This window comes from Bacteroidetes bacterium SB0662_bin_6, from assembly GCA_009839485.1.
Classification (GTDB): domain Bacteria; phylum Bacteroidota; class Rhodothermia; order Rhodothermales; family VXPQ01; genus VXPQ01.
The window spans coordinates 102,525-122,759 of sequence record VXPQ01000046.1; the positions used below are offsets into that span (position 1 = coordinate 102,525).

At 55.6% G+C, this 20,235-nt stretch carries 17 protein-coding genes; 9 read left to right on the forward strand and 8 right to left on the reverse strand.

Going from position 1 to position 20,235, the window contains the following annotated elements; all coding sequences use genetic code 11:
- Positions 1 to 46: 46 nt before the first annotated feature.
- From F4Y00_08420 to purE, 8 genes are all read left to right on the forward strand, one after another.
- Complete coding sequence (locus F4Y00_08420; GenBank protein ID MYE04977.1) at positions 47 to 415, forward strand: iron-sulfur cluster assembly accessory protein; 369 nt, start codon at positions 47 to 49, stop codon at positions 413 to 415.
- A gap of 14 nt (positions 416 to 429) precedes the next feature.
- Positions 430 to 3,051: an ATP-dependent Clp protease ATP-binding subunit gene (locus F4Y00_08425; protein ID MYE04978.1), complete on the forward strand. Its 2,622-nt coding sequence runs from the start codon at positions 430 to 432 to the stop codon at positions 3,049 to 3,051.
- A 46-nt stretch (positions 3,052 to 3,097) separates the two neighbouring features.
- Positions 3,098 to 4,207, forward strand: a complete 1,110-nt coding sequence (locus F4Y00_08430) for a prephenate dehydrogenase (GenBank protein MYE04979.1) — start codon at positions 3,098 to 3,100, stop codon at positions 4,205 to 4,207.
- 5 nt (positions 4,208 to 4,212) lie between these two features.
- Complete coding sequence (gene gcvT / locus F4Y00_08435) at positions 4,213 to 5,343, forward strand: glycine cleavage system aminomethyltransferase GcvT (protein ID MYE04980.1); 1,131 nt, start codon at positions 4,213 to 4,215, stop codon at positions 5,341 to 5,343.
- 87 nt (positions 5,344 to 5,430) lie between these two features.
- Positions 5,431 to 6,177, forward strand: a complete 747-nt coding sequence (locus tag F4Y00_08440) for a 2-phosphosulfolactate phosphatase (GenBank protein ID MYE04981.1) — start codon at positions 5,431 to 5,433, stop codon at positions 6,175 to 6,177.
- A 281-nt stretch (positions 6,178 to 6,458) separates the two neighbouring features.
- Positions 6,459 to 8,918: a DNA translocase FtsK gene (locus F4Y00_08445; protein ID MYE04982.1), complete on the forward strand. Its 2,460-nt coding sequence runs from the start codon at positions 6,459 to 6,461 to the stop codon at positions 8,916 to 8,918.
- Between the two features lie 5 nt (positions 8,919 to 8,923).
- Positions 8,924 to 10,072: a 5-(carboxyamino)imidazole ribonucleotide synthase gene (locus tag F4Y00_08450; GenBank protein MYE04983.1), complete on the forward strand. Its 1,149-nt coding sequence runs from the start codon at positions 8,924 to 8,926 to the stop codon at positions 10,070 to 10,072.
- A 19-nt stretch (positions 10,073 to 10,091) separates the two neighbouring features.
- Complete coding sequence (gene purE / locus F4Y00_08455; GenBank protein ID MYE04984.1) at positions 10,092 to 10,604, forward strand: 5-(carboxyamino)imidazole ribonucleotide mutase; 513 nt, start codon at positions 10,092 to 10,094, stop codon at positions 10,602 to 10,604.
- A 27-nt stretch (positions 10,605 to 10,631) separates the two neighbouring features.
- Here purE and F4Y00_08460 read toward each other — a convergent pair whose 3' ends face one another.
- From F4Y00_08460 to F4Y00_08495, 8 genes are all read right to left on the reverse strand, one after another.
- Positions 10,632 to 13,067 (reverse strand): tetratricopeptide repeat protein, encoded by a 2,436-nt coding sequence (locus tag F4Y00_08460; protein ID MYE04985.1) that lies wholly within the window; start codon positions 13,065 to 13,067, stop codon positions 10,632 to 10,634.
- A 334-nt stretch (positions 13,068 to 13,401) separates the two neighbouring features.
- On the reverse strand, positions 13,402 to 14,637 hold the full coding sequence (locus F4Y00_08465; GenBank protein MYE04986.1) for a tyrosine--tRNA ligase: 1,236 nt from the start codon (positions 14,635 to 14,637) through the stop codon (positions 13,402 to 13,404).
- Between the two features lie 74 nt (positions 14,638 to 14,711).
- Positions 14,712 to 15,194 (reverse strand): SsrA-binding protein SmpB, encoded by a 483-nt coding sequence (smpB, locus tag F4Y00_08470; protein MYE04987.1) that lies wholly within the window; start codon positions 15,192 to 15,194, stop codon positions 14,712 to 14,714.
- Positions 15,175 to 15,540, reverse strand: a complete 366-nt coding sequence (locus F4Y00_08475; protein ID MYE04988.1) for a 50S ribosomal protein L19 — start codon at positions 15,538 to 15,540, stop codon at positions 15,175 to 15,177. Before F4Y00_08475 ends, smpB begins: the two co-directional genes overlap by 20 nt.
- Before the next feature lie 75 nt (positions 15,541 to 15,615).
- Positions 15,616 to 16,299 (reverse strand): tRNA (guanosine(37)-N1)-methyltransferase TrmD, encoded by a 684-nt coding sequence (trmD, locus tag F4Y00_08480; GenBank protein MYE04989.1) that lies wholly within the window; start codon positions 16,297 to 16,299, stop codon positions 15,616 to 15,618.
- A gap of 14 nt (positions 16,300 to 16,313) precedes the next feature.
- Positions 16,314 to 16,859, reverse strand: a complete 546-nt coding sequence (gene rimM / locus F4Y00_08485; protein ID MYE04990.1) for a 16S rRNA processing protein RimM — start codon at positions 16,857 to 16,859, stop codon at positions 16,314 to 16,316.
- Positions 16,860 to 16,889: 30 nt separating this feature from the next.
- Positions 16,890 to 17,762 carry a 30S ribosomal protein S16 gene (gene rpsP / locus F4Y00_08490; protein MYE04991.1) on the reverse strand — a complete coding sequence of 291 codons (873 nt, stop codon included), beginning with the start codon at positions 17,760 to 17,762 and terminating at the stop codon, positions 16,890 to 16,892.
- A gap of 83 nt (positions 17,763 to 17,845) precedes the next feature.
- Complete coding sequence (locus tag F4Y00_08495; protein MYE04992.1) at positions 17,846 to 19,195, reverse strand: signal recognition particle protein; 1,350 nt, start codon at positions 19,193 to 19,195, stop codon at positions 17,846 to 17,848.
- A gap of 217 nt (positions 19,196 to 19,412) precedes the next feature.
- Between F4Y00_08495 and F4Y00_08500 the strand changes: the two genes are divergently transcribed.
- Positions 19,413 to 20,018: a 5-formyltetrahydrofolate cyclo-ligase gene (locus tag F4Y00_08500; protein ID MYE04993.1), complete on the forward strand. Its 606-nt coding sequence runs from the start codon at positions 19,413 to 19,415 to the stop codon at positions 20,016 to 20,018.
- The last annotated feature ends 217 nt before the right edge of the window (positions 20,019 to 20,235 follow it).

Below are 20,235 nucleotides of genomic sequence, written 5' to 3' on the forward strand. Positions count from 1 at the left end.
CTCTTTCTTACACGCTTCGTTCAGGTTACGAAAACGCCTCCGGATCATGCCGACGGACGGGACCATCACCCATACCGAAACGCGGCCTGCGCCCATCGCACTCAGCGATCGTGCGGCGGGAGAAATTCGCAAGATTATGTCCACCAAGGACATCCCCGAAGGATTCCATTTGCGTGTGGGTGTTCGAGGGGGCGGTTGCTCCGGCATGAGCTATATCCTCGGTTTCGACAAGATGCGTGAACACGACACAAGTTTTGAAATAAACGGTGTGACCGTGTACATGGATAAGCGTCATGGATTGTATCTTATGGGTACCACCGTGGATTACCATGACGGGTTGAATGCACGAGGGTTCACCTTCGAAAACCCTAATGCGACGCAAACGTGCGGTTGCGGGTCCAGCTTCGCCGCGTAGCCTCGTTTTATGACATGGAAGGCAATTTCTCGAATCGCGTCAGAGATGTTATCAGGGACAGCCGGGAAGAAGCAATACGGCTGAGCCACGATTACATCGGCACGGAGCATCTTCTTCTCGGGATTATCTGCGAGGGCGAGGGCATTGCCGTCAAGATTCTCCGCAGCCTTGGTTGCGATTTGTTAAAGCTCAGAAAGGCGGTCGAGGAAACGGTCCGTGGTACGGGCGGGGCGCTTGCCGTGGGCAATATTTCGTTCACCAAGCAAGCCGAAAAAGTTCTTAAGATCACCTATCTGGAAGCGAAGATATACAAGAGTGATATTATAGGTACCGAGCATTTGCTGCTGAGCCTTCTCCGCGACGAGGAAAATGTTGCAGCGCGAATTCTGCAACAGGGATTTTCGGTAACGTACGATGCCGTACGGGCCGAATTAGACTCCATTATAGGAGGAAAAATACCTGCGACGGGTGGCGGCGGCGGTGGGCCTGAACCGCCCCCGCCTGAAGGACAAGGAAAAGAGCGCCGCAAGATGGAAAAAAGCAAAACACCGGTGCTGGACAACTTTGGCAGGGATCTGACCCGTCTGGCCGAGGAGTCCAAGTTGGATCCGATCGTGGGTAGAGAACAGGAGATCGAGCGCGTTGCCCAGGTGCTGAGTCGGCGCAAGAAGAACAATCCTGTGTTGATTGGTGAGCCGGGCGTGGGCAAGACGGCTATTGCCGAAGGACTTGCCATACGCATTGTCCAGCGCAAGGTGAGCCGTGTGCTTCATAACAAACGCATTGTGACGCTTGATTTGGCGGCACTTGTTGCCGGCACCAAGTACAGAGGACAGTTTGAGGAGCGGATGAAGGCAGTGATGAACGAGCTCGAAAAGAGCCCGGAAGTTATTCTCTTTATCGATGAGTTGCACACGATCGTAGGTGCAGGCGGGGCCTCCGGTAGTCTTGATGCATCGAATATGTTCAAACCGGCGCTTGCCCGGGGCGAGATTCAGTGTATCGGAGCGACGACCCTCGACGAATACCGGCAATATATCGAGAAGGATGGCGCCCTGGATCGACGCTTCCAGAAGATTATTGTGGATCCCTCCACCACGGAGGAAACGATCGAAATCCTTCGCAACATCAAGACTCGCTATGAGGAGCATCACAACGTCCGTTATTCGGATGAAGCTCTCTTGCTTGCGGTGAGTCTCAGCGATCGCTACATCACGGACCGCTTTCTGCCTGACAAAGCCATTGACGTGATGGATGAAGCCGGTGCGCGTGTCCACCTGGCAAATATCCGCGTACCGGAGAATATTGTCCGTCTCGAAGAAGAAATTGAGACTGTCAGAAAGAAAAAGAACCATGTCGTCAAGAGCCAGCGCTTTGAGGAGGCGGCCCGGTTACGCGACAAGGAAAAGAAAATCGATGGAGAGCTCGAAGAAGCCAAGCGGGTATGGGAGCGCAAGGCCGAGGCGGAAGTGCATGATGTGATCGAAGAGAATATCGCTCAGGTTGTGGCGATGATGACGGGTATTCCGGTCGATAAGATTTCCCAGCCTGAGCAGAAGAAACTTGTCAAAATGGACGATGCGCTTATGAAGCGCGTAATCGGACAGGATGAGGCTATTCGTAAGCTGTCGAGCGCCATACGCCGCACCCGGGCCGGCCTCAAGGACCCCGGCCGCCCTATCGGCTCGTTTATTTTCCTCGGACCTACCGGGGTTGGAAAGACCGAGTTGGCCAAGGTGCTTACGCAGTATCTCTTCGATTCGGACGAAGCGTTGATACGTATCGACATGTCCGAATACATGGAAAAATTCTCCGTCAGTCGACTGGTCGGCGCTCCTCCTGGGTATGTTGGCTACGAAGAGGGTGGACAACTGACTGAGAAAGTCCGTCGCAAGCCGTATTCCGTAGTGCTTCTCGATGAGATTGAGAAGGCGCATCAGGATGTGCTCAACATCCTGTTGCAGGTGCTCGACGACGGGGTACTCACAGATGGACTGGGCCGCCGGGTCGATTTCCGGAATACGATCATCATTATGACATCGAACATCGGTGCCCGGGACATAAAGAACATTGGTAAAGGCATTGGCTTTTCCCAATCGGAAGAGACGTTCAATTACCGGACCCTGAAGAGTACGGTGGAAGATGCCCTGAAGCGGGTGTTCAACCCCGAGTTTCTGAACAGGGTAGACGATGTGATCGTTTTCCGTTCTTTGGAGAAAGCACACATCTTCCGCATCATCGACATTATGGCGGACGAGCTGCTTGACCGGGTCAGGGAACTCGGCATCAAAGTGGACATCACAAAGTCCGCCAAGGAGTTTCTTGTACTGAAAGGATTTGATGTAAAGTTTGGCGCCCGCCCTCTGCGGCGCTCGATCCAAAAATATATCGAGGATCCGCTTGCCGACCATATTCTTGGCAAGAACCTGGGCGAAGGAGATGCCATCCGCATTACTGCCAAAGACAAGAAAGGCACCGATACGCTATCGTTCAGCGTAAGGAAAAACAAAACATCGAAGGCCGCGCAGGCCGATGTGGACGTTGCCGAGGCGCCCCTTGATGGCCAGGAAGAAGACAAAAACATTGCTCCTCCGAGTTCTGGTGAAAAACCGGAAAAAGAAGTAGCAAGGGAATAGGCTCTTTTGCTCCATCTTGTGAGCGTGCATTGATCTGTCATCCCCTATGCAAAGCGTTGCCATCATTGGCGTCGGCCTGATTGGCGGATCCCTTGGCCTCGTATGGAAAAAACAGGCGCAGGACGTCGAGATCATTGGCTTTGACCAATCCGCCACGCTTGACAGGGCAATAGCGATCGGCGCCCTTGATCGCGCGGCATCCTCTCTGGAGGAGGCAGTCTCCGGCGCCGATGTGATCGTACTGGCTACCCCCATCCGGTCGATTCTGGAAATCCTCGAGCAGATTGCTCTTCATGTCAAGGCGGGCGCCATTGTTACGGATGTAGGTTCCGTAAAAGGCCCTGTTGCAGCCTGTGCTTCGGCCGTGTTGCCCTCAGGGGTCCTGTTTGTCGGCGGGCATCCCATGGCCGGTTCCGAACGCCGGGGAATCGATCAGGCAGATGCCTTGTTGTTCGAAAACGCGGCCTATGTACTTTGTCCTCCGGACCACATGGATACTTCCGCCCTGGAGGTGGAGTGTGCCTCTTTCGTGGCCTTGATCGAGGCCACCGGCGCCCGGCTTATTGTGCTTCCTCCTGCTCGCCACGACCGTATCGCCGCGTTTGTCAGCCACCTCCCCCAGTTGCTTGCCGTGGCGCTAATGAACCATGTGGCGAACCAGGACGGACAGGACGATGCCTTCCTCCAACTCGCTGCCGGCGGGTTTCGGGATATGACTCGTATTGCCTCCTCCCCTTTCGATGTGTGGAGCGACATCCTGAAAACGAACGATACACACATTCTGGAAGTGCTCGATTCGTTTACCGGGCGAATAGAGGTTCTTCGCCAGGAGCTCGCCCGTGGCGATATGGAAACCTTGCAGAGCCGGTTCCAGGACGCCCGATCCAAAAGGGAAACGATACCCCGCAACACAAAAGGCTTCCTGCATCCCCTTGCGGACGTGTATGTCTACGCGGAAGATCGCCCTGGCGAACTTCTCTCGATCGCCAGGATACTCTACGAGGCATCATTGAATATCAAGGATATCGAATTGCTCAAAATACGCGAAGGAACCGGGGGTGCTTTCCGTATGGGTTTCGCGGAAGACGCCACGGCTGCAGCTGCTACCGAAACACTGATCCGTGCAGGCTACACCGCCTGGCGCTTGCAACATTGACATCCATGGCATCAACTGAATCCGGGACTCTCCGAAAAACCCCGCTGTATGACCGTCACATTGCGCTCGGCGGGCGGATGACGCCATTCGCCGGCTACGAAATGCCGTTACGCTATACGGAGGGTATCCTTGAAGAGCATCGTGCGGTTCGCGGAGAGGCAGGCCTCTTCGATGTCAGCCATATGGGAGAAATCCTTGTTCGCGGCCCTCACGCGGCTGCCTGCGCACAATATCTGGTCACGAACGAAGTGATGTCGCTTCAGGCCGGGCAGGCCGTTTATACCTGTATGTGCCGGGAAGATGGCGGTATTATTGATGACCTGATCGTATATCGTCTTGCCGACGACGAATACCTTTTTGTGGTCAATGCTGCAAACCGCCAAAAGGATTTCATGTGGATGATCCGGAATAACCCGGCGAAGGCGATCATTGAAGACCTGTCCGATGAGATTGCCCTGATTGCCGTACAGGGCCCGCGGGCGCGGGCTATTACCGAGGCCGCGATCGAGGAAGATTTACATGGCTTGAAGCCGTTTCACTTCCGGCATACCTCCGGCGGGTGTTTTGAAGGAGCACGTTTTTTTATCGTTTCTGCAACGGGCTATACGGGAGAGGCAGGCGTCGAGATATATTGCGATGTCGATCTGGCCGGGTCCGTCTGGGACAGAATCCTGAAGGCCGGGACGGACGAGGGGTTGAAACCTGCCGGATTGGGCGCCCGGGACACTCTTCGTATGGAGGCTGCGTTCCGTCTCTACGGAAACGATATTACGGAGGAAACCAACCCCATCGAGGCCGGCCTGGGTTATTTTGTCCGAATGGACAAGGATGATTTCATCGGAAAATCCGCGCTGGAACGTGTACGTTCGGAAGGTCCATCCCGGAAACTGGTGGCATTCATCGTCCAGGAGCAAGGGGGTATTCCAAGAAGTGGTCATAGTATATCGACCGCGGCGGGACCGGACACGGGCGTGGTGACGAGCGGAACGCAATCACCGATGCTCGGACGAGGTATCGGTCTGGGATATGTGCCCAACGACCCGTCCTGCACCATGCCGGATTCTCAAATAAACGTAACGGTTCGATCCCGTACGCTTCATGCGCTTGTTAAGAAGCCCCCGTTGCATAAAACCTGAACCGCCTGTCGCGCTTTTCGGCAAGACAGGAATTATCTTCCGGTGCCTTACGCATCATTTGTTTCTCCCCTATCCGACAACCCTTCCATGAACACAGAAGTATTTATCACTGGCCAATCCGTGCCGGCAGAAAAAGTGGAGGGTCACACTGTGGTTGTGATCGACGTGTTGCGGGCCTGTTCGACGATCGTAACTGCAATGTGTAACGGCGCCCGGGATGTGGTTCCGGTGCCGGATATGGATCAGGCAGGGAAAATTGCGTCCAACCTCGATCAGGCGAGTTATCTACTGGGCGGCGAACGCGACGGCTTTCGGATCGAAGAGTACCATTGCGGCAATTCGCCCCTGGAGTATACCCGCGAGAGGGTGCAGGGTCGGACGATCATTCTTAGTACGACCAACGGTACTGTAGCCATGCACAAGGGACAGGACGCAAAGAACCTTCTGATCGGGTGTTTCCTGAACATTGATCGTATTGTCGAAGCGATCCGCAAATCAGGAAATGACCTGACCATCATTTGTGCAGGCCAGAAACACCGGGTTTCACTGGAGGACACACTTTGTGCAGGCTATATACTGGATCGACTGTGGGATGGGCAGCGGGCTGAAGGGGTTTCCGACACGGCGCTCATAGCCTTTTCCTTATACGACCGCAATCGCATGCATCTGGAAGCTACCTTGCGGCAGGGCAGCCATGCGAGATGGCTTGCTTCGAAAGGCTTTGAGGACGACGTAGACTATTGTTTCCAGTTCAATTCCCTGCCTGTACTCCCCTATTACAGGGAAAACCGGATTGTGCTGGATAAAACGGAGCCTGCCCTTGCCGCTGTATAACCGGGGTACAAGGTTTTGTCCGCCCGTTTGCATGGTATGCACACTGTTTCGCACCTATCGGATACTCTGATCAAAACCGCTTCGCCCAGCGCTTCACGTGCGTGCGTTAAGCGCCCTTCGGGAGGCTGAGAGGGGCACGCTGGCCGCGTCATTCCTCATTATGTGGGGCCTGCCACATTGCTTCGTCATTCCTTGCCAGCGTGCCCCTCTCAGCCTCTGAGCTTTGCGGACTTAATCAGAGTATCCGGTGGTTTTTTCTTCGGCACGCAGTACCTTGAGTGATGGCTTCACGATCGGGAAAAAGGCATAACCGGAGGAGAGTTTCCGGGGAAAACAAGCAAGGTGCATCCGCTGGCCGTATGCATGAAGTGCTTGGCCTCGTCGTGATGACCCTGGCTTTTCTTATCGGGCTGGCGCTGGTTACCTACCATACTTCCGATGACGTCATTGTGCGGGGAAGCACACTGAGCGATGCATTTGTTCCTGGAGAAAACCAGGTGTCCAATGCGCTTGGTCTGGCGGGTGCATGGATGGCTCAACTCCTTGTACCTCGTTTTCTGGGCTATCCGGTTGTACTTCTGTCGGCATTTATGTGCATGGTGGGATATCTGCTGCTCCGGCGGCGCCTGACCGGCAAACTGGTTTCGACGGGAATCCTGGTTCTTGTTGTCACATTCACCGTAGCCGGCCTTCTCGGTTGGATTGCACTCGTTTTTGAGGTGGAGCTTGCGTTGTGGAGCGGGAGCCTTGGCCTTGGCGTGGCCGGGTGGCTCCAGCATGTTCTCGGCACGATCGGATCGGCTGTGATCCTTGCCATGTCTCTTGCAATTGCTGTCCTGCTACTCGTGGGCCATGACCTGCAGCGTATCTTCGACAGGTTCGGATCCTGGACCGCCTCGGTAAAAGCCGCCACTGGACGCCGCCGGGCCGCGCGTAAAAAACGTGTGGAAGCGAATCGCAAGGCGAAACAGGCCAAACGAAAAGCGGGTGATTCCGAAGACCTCCCCGAAACTCGCCATGAGCCGTCACAAACGGCAGCCCGGCGATCCTCCGGCAGTACGACAGCCCCTGCCCCCTCTGCCTCAAGCCGTACGCTGAATGACACGTTCCAGGGTATGTCTCCTCCCGCTCGCAGTACAGCGCATGCCCCGGCTACGGAAAAGGATATTGAAATACATGTCCAGCAGCGTATCGAGGAGGAACACGCCGATATCGTGGAGCGGCAGGTAGATATTCCCCGCGAGAAGCTTGCGGCCCGGTATCGTTTCCCGACAATTGATCTGCTTGATGCGCGCGAGGCTGATGAGGTGCCGATCGACTACGACGAACTGGAAGAAAACAAGCGAATCCTTCTCGACAAACTCGATACGTACGGCATCGAAATACGTGATATCAATGCAATTGTTGGGCCGACCGTTACATTGTACGAACTGACACCGGCCCCTGGTGTGAAGATAAACCGCATCACAGCCCTCGAGAACGATCTCGCTATGGCGATGGCTGCCGGGGGGATCCGGATGATTGCGCCGATTCCCGGAAAATCCGCCGTGGGTGTTGAAATCCCGAACCGGCGCCGTGAACTCGTTCGGATCCGTGATGTCATAGGCACTACCCGATTCCGTGATTCCGAGATGGAGTTGCCTATAGCGGTCGGCAAAAGCATTGAAGGAGAAGTTTTTTTAACGGATCTGGCCAAACTTCCCCATCTGCTTATTGCAGGAGCGACCGGCTCAGGTAAATCGGTGGGACTCAATACGCTGATTACCGGATTGATGTATGCCTGCCATCCCGCCAATCTGAAGTTTGTAATGATCGATCCCAAAAAGATCGAGTTGCAGCAATACAAATACATGGTTGACCACTATGTGGCTATGCCGGAGAATAGCGAGGAGCCGATTATCACGGACGTGGCCCAGGCGTTGGGGGTGCTCAAGTCCTGTGAGCGGGAGATGGAAATACGTTATGATCTGTTTTCTGCGGCCCAGGTTCGTTCTATCAAGGATTACAACAAAAAGGTTCGTTCCGGGAAACTGGACAAGGAAGAGGCCTTTATCCATTTGCCATATATTATTGTTATTATAGATGAGCTTGCAGACCTTATGATGTTGGCGGGCAAAGATATAGAGGCGCCTATAGCACGACTCGCTCAGATGGCGCGCGCCGTAGGCATACACCTTGTGCTTGCTACGCAACGTCCGTCCGTCGATGTGATCACCGGGTTGATAAAGGCGAATTTCCCCGCACGCATTGCCTATCAGGTTGCTTCCAAAGTAGATTCCCGCACGATCCTCGATCAGAACGGTGCAGAAGGTCTTGTCGGTAACGGAGACCTTTTGTATATGCTGGGAAGCAGGTCGGCCCGTCTGCAAGGGCCGTTCGTAAGCTCCGAAGAAGTCGACCGCGTAGTGGATTTTGTGGCGCGCCAGAAAGGCCCCGGTCCCTATATGCTGCCCCCCTTCGGAGATGAAAGCAGTGCAGGGAATCTTTCCGGCATAGATGATATAGACCCGTTCTTCGACGAGGCAGCCCACATTATCGTGCGCGCCCGCCAGGGTTCGGTCTCCCTTCTGCAACGCAAACTGTCCGTTGGGTACACTCGAGCCGCACGTATTGTGGATCAACTTGAGACGGCGGGCATTGTAGGCCGGTTTGTGGGGTCCAAAGCGCGTGAAGTGCTTGTCGAGTCAGAGGAAGAGTTGGAAGAGTTGCTCGCAGGTATCAGGAATTCGGGCAGAGTATAGGGTTTATGCCGTCTTTTCCGAAAGGAGCTTTTCCTGTAGTGGGAATTCTTGGTGGCGGGCAACTGGCCCGGATGACTGCCTTTGCCGCCATGCGGATGGGTTTCGATGTGCGCTTTTTACTCCCGGAGGCGTCCGGGCCCGTGAGGGGGCTTGGGCAATCCTTCGTGGGCGATTGGACGGATGCCGGCGTACTGCGCGATTTCGGGAGTGTTTGCGAGGTAGTGACGGCTGAGAGCGAATGGGCTCCGGTAAAAGAAGCCGAGGCCGCTCTACAGGGCCGTGTCCCTGTTCGCCCTGCCTCATTCACCCTCGGCATTGTCCGGCATAAAGGCCGCCAGAAAACCTGGCTGCGGGACGCGGGGCTACCCGTCCCCCGTTTTGCATGCTGCGCCACGCTCGAAGAGGCCACAGAGACAGCGAACCACTTCGGGTATCCCGTACTCGCAAAAAGATATACGCATGCGTACGACGGATACGGTAACGCGACCGTCCACTCAGCAGACGAACTACGGGCAGCGTGGGAGCGTCTTGCGGCAGAAGACGGCTTGTTAATAGAAGCTTTCGTTTCGTTCCGGAGAGAGCTTTCCGTGCTTGTTGCCCGCCGACCCGGGGGCGAGCATGTCATTTATCCCGTTGCGGATACCGAACAGCGCAATCATCGTTGTTATGCGGTAGAGGTTCCATCCTGTATTGAAGACGCCGAAGCGGACGAGGCGCGCCGGATAGGGCTTGCTGCTGTGGAAGCGGTTCAGGGAACGGGACTGGTTGCCGTTGAACTTTTTCATACGGAGGACGGAGACATTCTGATTAACGAGTTGGCCCCACGGCCGCACAACACGGGACACTATTCTATTGAGGGCAGCTACACGTCTCAGTTTGAGAACCATGTCCGGGCCGTGCTGGATATCCCCTTGGGAAACCCGGAACTGCGTACGCCTGTAGCGATTATGGTGAATGTATTCGGAAGCCGGGACGGAACAGCGTCTCCCGCAGGGCTGAATGAAGCCTTGACGGTTCCTGGCGTAGCCGTGCATGTGTATGGCAAACCGAATGTGAGGATGCATCGTAAAATGGGACATGTCACTGTTACCGGCAACGACCGCATTGCTGCGCGCCGTCTTGCCGAGACGGCTGCTGCACACCTTCGTTTGTGACACTACAACTCTTCAAACCATGGCCCTTGTAGGCATTGCAATGGGATCCAAGTCGGATCTGCCCGTCATGGCCGAAGCAGCAGAAGTGCTGCGCACCCTGGACATACCGTTCGAGATCCGTGTCCTTTCGGCCCATCGCACCCCTCACCACATGGCTGAATATGCGCGTACAGCGCATGAACGCGGCATCAGGGCGATCATTGCCGGGGCCGGGGGAGCTGCCCACTTGCCGGGGATGATCGCTGCCTATTCCCCCCTGCCCGTGATTGGGGTTCCTGTACCCGGGAAGAAAATGGACGGTCTTGATTCATTGCTATCGATCGTGCAAATGCCTCGAGGTGTTCCCGTCGCCACCGTGGCGATTGGCGGAGCAGGAAATGCAGGGCTATTGGCGGCGCAGATTATCGGCGCCGCCGATACCGATGTGCTCGACAGGGTAGTTGATTACAAGGCAAAGATGGTGCGCCAGGTGGAGGAAATGGATGCCTCCGTTCCGGGTGTGCTTGAAGAAATTCTCAAGAGGGACGGCTGAGCACGCCCGCTCTTTTCAACCCCCGGCTTATTCCAGAAAAAGGTCTATCGTACGCTCGACGCTTTTCCCGCTCACGAGATCACGTACACGCAGCGTGAGGGTATATAGTCCGGGCGCCTGATTGGCGGCGTCAAGGATAAGATAGTTTGTCTCGTCGGGCAATGATCCTGAGCCGGGTACGCTCACCGATACGCCGCCACCTGTCCCGAAAATATTTCTTACGACCCGGGCTATACCCCTTGCGTTGTTCCTGGGTGTAAGCCGGGCCTCCATTTCGTACTGCGTCTCCCCATCCTCCGTACGCGTAAGCCGGTATATCTCGAAGAAAAGATAAATGGGCTGCCTATGCGAAAACACGTTCCACGGGGCGGAGATAATGGCAAATTCTCCCCGGTGTACGGTAGCGCTTTCTACATTATCAGGATCGGCCTCTTCGATAGTGTAGGCCAGCATAAGGTCGCTGACCTGGAGTTCGTCTTCTGTAAAATCAGGCACCTCAATGGCCCTGCGCTGCACGGCGATGGTGCCTCCACTCACCGTTTCAAACTCCATGGATACCTCATGCTGTCCCGGGGGCGCCGTCATAACCTGTCCTCCCACCCAGAGATGCGCCTCGTCGAAGGAACGAATGTGATCGCCTCTGAGCCCGTATATCGTTTGCCGCCTTTCGACCAGGATGTCGCGGCGTTCGCTGACAAGAAACGCGCCGATGCGGGCAGCTACGTCTATGGTTTCCTGTTGAATTCCGTCCTCGGAAATCGGAATGCCGTACGACACATAAATATCCGCATCCTCCCCGCTTCCCTTGAATGCGCTCGCCACAAACGGGATATCCACCCGCCGCCCCGGTGCTTCGTATTCGTATAGCTCCGGAGTCCGGGCAATCGTTTCTTCCGCAATGATCGAGTAATCGTTCAGCCAGGCCGGGACTCCGGCAGACATATCGGAAGCGGTGGGGGAATACAGCCGGTACTCTCCGTTGCGAAACGGATCCTCGAACACGAACCGAAAATCGCCATAGTCCCATATGTTGAAGGTATTGGCTTCCGACAGCATGTCGAAATCCCCGCCGATGTGGGCCGTTCGCGGGGAAAAGCTCATGTCGGTGGGTGTTGGCACGGCCCTGGAATCTGTTCGGGAGGTGGGCGCCAGTCCTACATCCCTCACACCGGAAGAACTGCCTGGAACTATAACGACATCCCGCTCAGGCGGTCCGTACCGCACCAGAATATGCCCCCGTTCCGTATCCCAGCCCCGTAACTCGAGGCCTTCACTGCCGTACAGCAGATCGGCGTACACAAGTCGCGCATAGTGCTCGATCTTTCGTTCGTTCCAGGGCGTGAGATAGCGAGGATCCTTGCTTGCCCAGAATCGGGAGGCATAGGTAACAGGATCCTCTTCGTAGAGCTCTTCTTCCGTGGGAAGAAGTAGTAATGAGAGGGTTTCAAAGACGATTTTTTCCTCGTTGTCCATGTACTGCAAAGCCGTCTCGAACGCGCTGGCGGCCCCTTGAGGATCGCCTCCGTATGCCTGCGCCAGTCCCAGATACAGCCATGTAGAAGGGTCTTCCGGAAAGGACGCATGCATATTTTCAAGCATCTCCCGGGCGGTATCGTATTCCCCCTTCAGGGCATAGATCTTCATGAGTTGACGATACACAGAGTGCCTGAGAGGATCAGACGAGAGAGCGTCCTCGAGATGTGCGACCGCACGTTCGTACGCATGCTGCGCTCGTCCCGACAAATCCAGGACAGGCACTCCCTGTTCCTCAAGTTCTTCTACATCGAAGCGGTCCGCGAGAAACACATTGGTGGGATCGGCCGCGAAAGCGGGCATTATTTGTTGAGGAGACGCTTCCGTATCGTTGAACGTGTCGTCTGTTTCCAGATCCTCCTGCAGAGGCGATTCCTGCAAGGCAAGCGGCGGATCACCCAGCGCCATGGCCTCGCTTCCGCGATACAAATTACCGCTGAAGGCCATGCTCGGAAACATAAGGGCATTGCGATACCGCCAGAAGTCGCGGATAAAAAGCGTGCCCAGTTCCTCGTGAGCGAACGCATTGGCCGAATCGATAGAGAGAATCCGTTTTGAGAGTGCGATTCGCCGCTGTTCGCGGATACGCTCTTGCAGAACAGTCCGGGGTTTCTTGCGCAATTGCAATAATTTGGCGACCAGATAATCGGGGTTCTCCGGTTCGATCCGGATAGCCTCGTCCAGCGCATCTTCAGCCTTGTCCGGATCAGATAAGGGCGTCTCGGTATACAGGCGGGCCAGCAGGTAATGTGCTTCCGCACGATCCGGATCCGACTCCGTGATATTCAGCAGAACCTGCTCGGCTTTTTCGTACGATCCTTCCTGAAAGGCCGAGACTCCTTCCTCTATGTCGTGATCCGCCGATTGGGCGTACCCGGCATGCGACAGGAAAAGAAAGCCGAGAAGGAGAAAGATGTGGCGCGTGCGCATTACAAGCAGAAGCGATGTACGTACTCGCAGCGGTCAGCGTACCCGCATATGCGGTTAAGGATACTCTGATCAAAACCACTTCGCTCAGCACTTCACTTTCATGCGCAAAGAGCGTCATGATAAATCAGCAGAAAACACTGCGGATTCGGTGTGTCGCACACATGAAGCGCCCTTCGGGAGGCTGCGAGGGGCACGCTGACCGCGTCATTCCTCATTGTGTGGGGCCTGCCACACTGCTTCGTCATTCCTTGCCAGCCCACCCCTCTCAGCCTCTGAGCTTTGCGGACTTAATCAGAGTGTCCTTAAGTATGTATCCCCAGGGTAATGGTTCCACTCAGGAGGCGTCTTCTTCCTCCCGCAGAATGCGGACGAACCGCCGTTTGCCCGCCTTGATTACGAACGAAGGGCCTGCATGCACATCCACTTCCAGCCGCACGTCAGATATTTTCTCTCCGTCGATGGAGACGGCATGTTGCGCAATCAGACGCCGTGCTTCCCCGTTCGAACTCGTAAGCCCTGTTCGGGTCATCAGGTCAAGAATACCCATCCGAGGCCCTTCATCCGCTGCAAACCGGACGCTTTCCATGTTTTCCGGGATGCCTCCCTTTATCACGGTTTTTTCGAAGTGGCTGCGCGCTTTATCTGCTGCATCGTCGCCGTGGTACATGCTTGCGATGGTCCACGCAAGCCGGTGTTTCGTGTTTCGGGGCTCCCGTTTCGCAGCGGCTTCTATCGCCGGCAGTTCTTCGGTCGGGACGTTTGTGGCCAGCTCGAACCAGGGGTAGATAAGGTCATCCGGAATGGAAAGGGTCTTCCCGTAGATTTCCTCAGGCGGTTCCGAGATTCCGATATAGTTATCGAGCGACTTGGACATTTTCTCGACACCGTCCGTGCCGGGAAGAATAGGCATCATGATGCATACCTGCGGCTCCATCTTTTCGGATTGCTGCACTGCCCGGCCTACGAGCAAATTAAATTTCTGATCTGTGCCACCCAGTTCGATGTCCGCCCGGATCGCTACCGAATCCTGTGCCTGGGCAAGAGGATACAGAAATTCATGGATGCCTATCGGTTCTCCGGACCTGTATCGCTTTTCGAAATCGTCGCGTTCGAGCATCCGGGCGACGGTATATTTACCCGCCAGTTGAATCACATCGCTGAAGCTCAGATTCTCCAGCCACTCCGAGTTGTAAACGATCCGGGTGCGTTCGGGGTCAAGAATACGCGATGCTTGTTCAAAGTAGGAACGTCCGTTTTCTCTGGTTTCCTCGACGGTGAGCGCCGGACGTTCCTGTGAGCGCCCGCTTGGATCGCCGATCATTCCCGTAAAATCCCCTACGATAAGCACTGCCTGGTGACCAAGATCCTGGAATTGCCGCAGTTTACGGAGTACGACCGAGTGGCCCAGGTGCAGGTCGGGGCGACTTGGATCGCACCCCAACTTGACAATGAGTGGCTCGCCCGTCTTTTCCGCCTTGCGCAGTTTCTCAATAAGCGCGTCTTGCGGGATTATTTCCGCCACGCCGCGCTCGATCAGCGCAAGTTGTTTGTCAATCGGAGGAAATTTCATGGGTTGCCTGCTTCAGTGAGGTATTCCCTCGACACTGTGGCAGCAAGAATGATCCGGAGTTGCATCCATGTGTTTCAATGCCGAACACGGGGCGCCCGCTCCATGCGGCGCTTTGCTTCCCGCTCGGCGACACTGGCTCGCCGGTCATGCAGTTTTTTCCCTTTACAAAGACCGACTTTCACCTTCGCATATCCGTTTCTTAAATAAACGGACAGTGGAATCACCGTATAGCCCTTCCGGGCACAGGCTTTTTCCCATTTGAGGAGCTCCCGGCGATGTAACAAAAGTTGCCGGGGGCGTACCGGCGAAGGCGCTGTCGAGGCATCGGCAAACTCATACGGGGCGATATGGCAGTCCATCAACTTCATCGTTCCCCCCTCGATACGGCACCAGGCCTCCTGGAGGCTGATTTTTCCCTGCCGGACGGACTTTACCTCGCTGCCCCGCAATGCGATTCCCGCTTCGATCGTTTCCTCGACGTGGTATTCGTAATACGCCTTGCGATTTTTTGTGACAGGGGTTATGTCTCCCGCTTCCCTATCGCCTGGACGCGTCATGGATCTTCTCCTTGATGCGTGCCGCCTTTCCGCGCCGGGACCGCAGAAAATAGAGCTTTGCCCGACGCACGCGCCCCTGACGAACCCGTTCGATCTTCGCGATCTTCGGGGAGTAGAGCGGAAAAATACGTTCAACCCCTACCCCGTTGGATATTTTGCGCACTGTAAACGTCCGACCCGCACCTGAACCTTGTTCGGCAATGACGACGCCTTGATACTGCTGGATACGTTCCTTATCTCCCTCGACTACGCGAAAGTGTACGTTCACCGTATCGCCGGGCTGGAATTCCGGCATATCGTCTCGAGCCTGGGTCATTTCGACGAGATGTAATAGATCCGTAGCCATGGCAGTGTACCTCTAAACAGGATGATGTAAAAATTATGATGATGCCTGACGTGAACCAGGTTCCGGGATGCAGATTCAGTCTTCCGATAAATCCGGTCTTCGGTGTTGCGTCAGGTACTGTCGTTGCTGTTCTCTCCAGCGGGCGATTTCTCTATGGTCTCCGGAGCGCAAAACCTCCGGCACGCTCATGCCCCGAAATTCAGCGGGACGCGTATACACCGGAGCCCCCAGCAATCCGTCCTGAAACGAGTCGGACAATGCCGATTCGGCATCTCCCAGCACTCCGGGTATCAAGCGCACCATGGCATCTGCAAGGGCGAGCGCGGGTATTTCACCACCGCTCAGGACATAGTCCCCCATGGATATTTCCCGGGTGACCAGCGCATCGCGGATCCGCTGATCCACCCCTATGTAATGCCCTGCCAGGAGTACAACGTGTTCCTGCAGAGACATTGCTGTAGCCGTCTCTTGCGTCAAGGTTTCGCCATCCGGTGTGAGATACACGATCTCGTCAACGGATACGTCGCTTTCCGCCCGAATCGCTTCTATACACCGAAAAACGGGTTCCGGTTTCAATACCATGCCGGCGCCGCCCCCGTACGGGTAATCGTCCACCTGCCGGTGTTTATCCAATGCGTACGTCCGGATGTCGCGAACCCGGATGTCCATCAGGCCTTTATCGGAGGCCCGCTGGAGTACGCCGTGTTTCAGCACACTGGCAACCAACTCAGGAAGTACGGTGACAATATCGATGCGCACAGTGTATTTCCTGTTTATCCGTCAAGTAACCCTTCGATAACACGAAGAGTAATTTGTCCTGCCTGAAGATCAATGTCCACCACGAATTCGGGGACAGCCGGCACCATGGCGGAAGGCTGGCCGTCACGGGCAATCACAAGCATATCTTGTTCCGGGAACGCCAACACATCCTCCACTACGCCGATCCGATCCCCATTTTCTTCGATAGCAGCAAGTCCAACCAGATCGCGAAGGTAAAATTCATCGGCGTCAAGGCCGGGGAGTGTATCCGCAGAGGCATAAAGTGAAGCCCCCCGCAAGGCCTCGGCTGCTTCCCGCGAGTCGACGGTTTCCAACTTGAGAAGTACGAGCGGTCCCTTCCGGGCGTGCTGGTAGCGGACTCCCTGCACGTTCATACTACGAGCCGTGTCGGGAGTCTGCCCGACATACAGCGCCGACAATGCTTCGAATCTTTTCGGGTCGTCCGTTTCGGGAATTACCTTGATTTCGCCCGACAGCCCATGCGCCCGGTATACGCGTCCCAAAAGCAGGAGCGTATCAGTTGGGCTGGATTTTGCCATGAGATCAATGAACAGGCACGGAAGAAGTCGTTACTTTTCCGGCTTTTTCTCTTTCGCCTTTTCTTCAGGGGTATCGTTTTCCGCAGAGGCAGCCTTCGCGGCATCTTCCGCCTCCGCCTCGGCGCTCCCGGCTGCCGCTGACTCTTCGGCAGCGGCTTTCGGCGCTTCCTCTTCGGTGCTGTCCGCCTTTTCAGCAGAGGTTGCCTCCGCGGCATCTGCCGGTTCCGTCTCGGCGCTCCCTGTCACAGCCGGCTCTTCGGCAGCGGCTTCCGGCGCTTCCTGCTCCGTGTTATCCGCCTTTTCCGCAGAGGCAGCCTCCGCGGCATCTTCCGGTTCCGTCTCGGCGCTCCCGGCTGCAGCCTGATCTTTTTCAGCAGCGGCAGCAGCAGCCTTTTCCGCCTCGATACGTTCCTGGGCCACCTTCTTTTTAGCTGCTTCCGCCTCCAGCCTCGCTTTTTCCTGTTCTTCCGCCCGGCGCTTTGCTGTCTCCGCTTCCTGCTTGGTCACACGTTTCCTTTCCTCCTCCAGTACTTTCTGGCGGCGGGTTTGTGCGGTCTCTTTCGTGGAGACCGCCCGCTTCGCTGCATGTCGTTCGCGATGCTCCGTTACCGCCTGGAGAATCTCTTCTTCCGATTTTCCTTTGAGGCGAAGATGTCGCTCCAGTAAAATGCCTTCCCGACTCAGAAGATTGCGTACGGTGTCGGATGGCTGCGCTCCCTGCGAAAGCCAGTAATGGATCCTTTCTGCGTTAAGATCCACTTCAGAGGGCTTAACGAGAGGATTGTAATTGCCGAGTTTTTCGATATAGCGACCGTCACGCGCACGACGCGAATCGGCGGCGACTATGGTCCAGAGCGGAAGTTTCTTGCGCCCCATACGACGCAAACGAAGTCTGACTGCCACGGTGTGAGCCTCTTGGTTCCGATGATTGATTAAATGTGTGGTAAAAGCGGAGTTTTTTGCCGCCCTCTGCTGTAATAGAGATGCTATGCCCGACCTACCAGCCCGGCAAGGTCTATCGACCTTTTGGCATCCGTCATACGCGAGACGGTTTTCATCATCCTTTTCATGTCTTTGAACTGCTTGAGCAGTTGATTCACGTCACGCACCTCTCTTCCACTGCCCCGTGCGATACGGCGGCGGCGGCTTCCGTTCAGTATAGACGGATGGCGACGTTCCTCGGGCGTCATGGAAAGGATAATGGCTTCAATGTGTACGAAGGCGTTGTCGTCAATATTCAGATCGCCCATCTGGCGACCCGTGCCCGGAAGCATGCCGGCAATTTCGCTGAGCGAGCCCATTTTTCGGATTCGCTGGATTTGCTCATAGAAATCGGCCAGATCGAAATCCTGTGAACGTATCTTTTTACGTAGTTGCTCCGCCTGTCGGTCGTCGAATTGCTCCTGGGCTTTTTCGACGAGCGAGACAACATCGCCCATACCGAGGATGCGTCGTGCAATACGATCCGGGTGAAACGGCGTAAGGGCCTCTACCTTTTCGCCCGTGGAAGCGAATTTGATTGGCTTCTGCACGACCGAGCGTATGGAGAGCGCTGCACCGCCGCGCGTATCTCCATCCAGCTTGGAAAGTACGACGCCGTCGAAGTCAAGACGTTCATTGAAAGCAAGCGCCGCCTGGACGGCATCCTGCCCCGTCATGCTGTCTACTACAAAGAGAATTTCATCCGGGTCTACGGCACGCCTGATGTCCGCCACTTCGGTCATCATTTCCTCGTCCACATGAAGCCGCCCTGCCGTATCTACGATGACGATGTCGCGCGCCGTGCGCCGGGCCTGCCGGATGGTTTCGCGCGCTACGCGCACCGCATCCTGGACGGGTTCCCCGTCCTCCATCACGGAATAAACCGGCACGTCAATCGATCGGGCCAGTGTCTCGAGTTGCGCTACTGCTGCCGGGCGGTACACATCCGCCGCCGCCAGCAAAGGAGTGTGGCCCTGCTGCCTGAAATAGTGGGCAAGTTTTGCGCAGAAGGTGGTTTTGCCGGATCCTTGCAGGCCCGCCACAAGGACGACCGTGGGGGAATGCTGTGCGAGGGTAATTTCTTTGTGATCATCTCCGAGGAGACGCACCAGCTCGTCATACACCAGTTTTACGAGTTGCTGGCCGGGAGAAACCGACGATAGAACAGCTTCCCCAAGCGCCTCATTACGAACACGTTCCGTAAAATCCAGTGCAACCTGGTAGTTTACATCGGCCTCCAAAAGGGCACGCCGAATATCACGCATCATGCTCGCGACATTCAACTCGTTGATGCGCCCTTGGCCACTGACGCGCTTTAACGCGCCTTCAACCTTTTGTGAGAGGCTCTCAAACATGATGACGATGATGTGGGCTACACAAAAATGGCTTGTGTATATAGAAAGAAGGTTTTCATCATTCTATTCCGGTGAAAGATGAACGATGAAACCCGGGCGTTTGTTTATTTTTAATAGCCTGACAAGATATGAAATAAGGATACCTCGATCAACCACAACCCCTCCTCTTTTTATCTGAAATCTCCATAAAATGCTTCCCGCGCATACGTTGTAACCCATGAGCCTCCACCCCGACAAGACAGATTCGAGCGAGAAGTCGAGGTTGCGAAAGCAGTTCGACAACTACCGGAAGAACCTGGCAGAGGACGACTATGCGCGGCGGAGCGCCGCTATGGTGGAGCGTATTCTTGCGCTTCCCGAATTGGACTGCGCCGGGTTTGTCCTTGCATACTGGCCGATGATCCAGCGGCACGAACCGGACATGCGTTCGCTGATTACCCGGCTCCGGAAGCAGGATGTAGCGGTTGGCCTGCCTCTGGTGCCGGATATCGGTGTTCCGTCCATGTACGCGGTGCGGTATACGGGAGAAGAACCCATTATGGAGCCTCCATGGGGAATTCCCAGACCTGCAGGGAGTGAGCAAGTGCCATCTGATCGGATCGATACGGTTATTGTCCCAATGCTCGGGGGAGCGCGGGATGGCCACCGGATCGGGCACGGGAAAGGGTACTATGATGCCTTCCTGCAAGGTCTTCAGGCTATCCGAATCGGCGTGACCTACCAGGCCTGCCTGCTTGAATCCATTCCCTCCGAACTGCACGATATGCGCATGGACATCCTTGTTACGGAGGAGGAGGTGGTCCGAACGGAAGCCCCTGTGTAACCTTGGACGGTTTCGCAACGTACACGTAATTGCATAATCAGGGTCTTGTGCGGGTCTGTTATGTATCCGCATTAGTGGCCCCGGTCAGTGACCGCCAACCTGCCAACCTCTTTATCTATTGCTGAAGGATATGCCTGAAGAAGAACCCCAACCTGCGGATCCCGGAACGCTGTCGGACGAAGAAATGGAACGCTTTCTGTTTGAGGAAAGCGAGGCG

What these genes read in the sequence shown, in the direction of transcription:
- F4Y00_08440 (MYE04981.1), top strand. Translation starts at nt 5,431, where the DNA reads ATGAACACAGAAGTATTTATCACTGGCCAATCCGTGCCGGCAGAAAAA.
- F4Y00_08500 (MYE04993.1), top strand. Translation starts at nt 19,413, where the DNA reads ATGAGCCTCCACCCCGACAAGACAGATTCGAGCGAGAAGTCGAGGTTG.
- F4Y00_08445 (MYE04982.1), top strand. Translation starts at nt 6,459, where the DNA reads ATGGCTTCACGATCGGGAAAAAGGCATAACCGGAGGAGAGTTTCCGGG.
- F4Y00_08420 (MYE04977.1), top strand. Translation starts at nt 47, where the DNA reads ATGCCGACGGACGGGACCATCACCCATACCGAAACGCGGCCTGCGCCC.
- F4Y00_08425 (MYE04978.1), top strand. Translation starts at nt 430, where the DNA reads ATGGAAGGCAATTTCTCGAATCGCGTCAGAGATGTTATCAGGGACAGC.
- F4Y00_08460 (MYE04985.1), bottom strand. Translation starts at nt 13,067, where the DNA reads ATGCGCACGCGCCACATCTTTCTCCTTCTCGGCTTTCTTTTCCTGTCG.
- purE (MYE04984.1), top strand. Translation starts at nt 10,092, where the DNA reads ATGGCCCTTGTAGGCATTGCAATGGGATCCAAGTCGGATCTGCCCGTC.
- gcvT (MYE04980.1), top strand. Translation starts at nt 4,213, where the DNA reads ATGGCATCAACTGAATCCGGGACTCTCCGAAAAACCCCGCTGTATGAC.
- F4Y00_08450 (MYE04983.1), top strand. Translation starts at nt 8,924, where the DNA reads ATGCCGTCTTTTCCGAAAGGAGCTTTTCCTGTAGTGGGAATTCTTGGT.
- F4Y00_08495 (MYE04992.1), bottom strand. Translation starts at nt 19,195, where the DNA reads ATGTTTGAGAGCCTCTCACAAAAGGTTGAAGGCGCGTTAAAGCGCGTC.
- rimM (MYE04990.1), bottom strand. Translation starts at nt 16,859, where the DNA reads ATGGCAAAATCCAGCCCAACTGATACGCTCCTGCTTTTGGGACGCGTA.
- F4Y00_08475 (MYE04988.1), bottom strand. Translation starts at nt 15,540, where the DNA reads ATGGCTACGGATCTATTACATCTCGTCGAAATGACCCAGGCTCGAGAC.
- smpB (MYE04987.1), bottom strand. Translation starts at nt 15,194, where the DNA reads ATGACGCGTCCAGGCGATAGGGAAGCGGGAGACATAACCCCTGTCACA.
- F4Y00_08465 (MYE04986.1), bottom strand. Translation starts at nt 14,637, where the DNA reads ATGAAATTTCCTCCGATTGACAAACAACTTGCGCTGATCGAGCGCGGC.
- F4Y00_08430 (MYE04979.1), top strand. Translation starts at nt 3,098, where the DNA reads ATGCAAAGCGTTGCCATCATTGGCGTCGGCCTGATTGGCGGATCCCTT.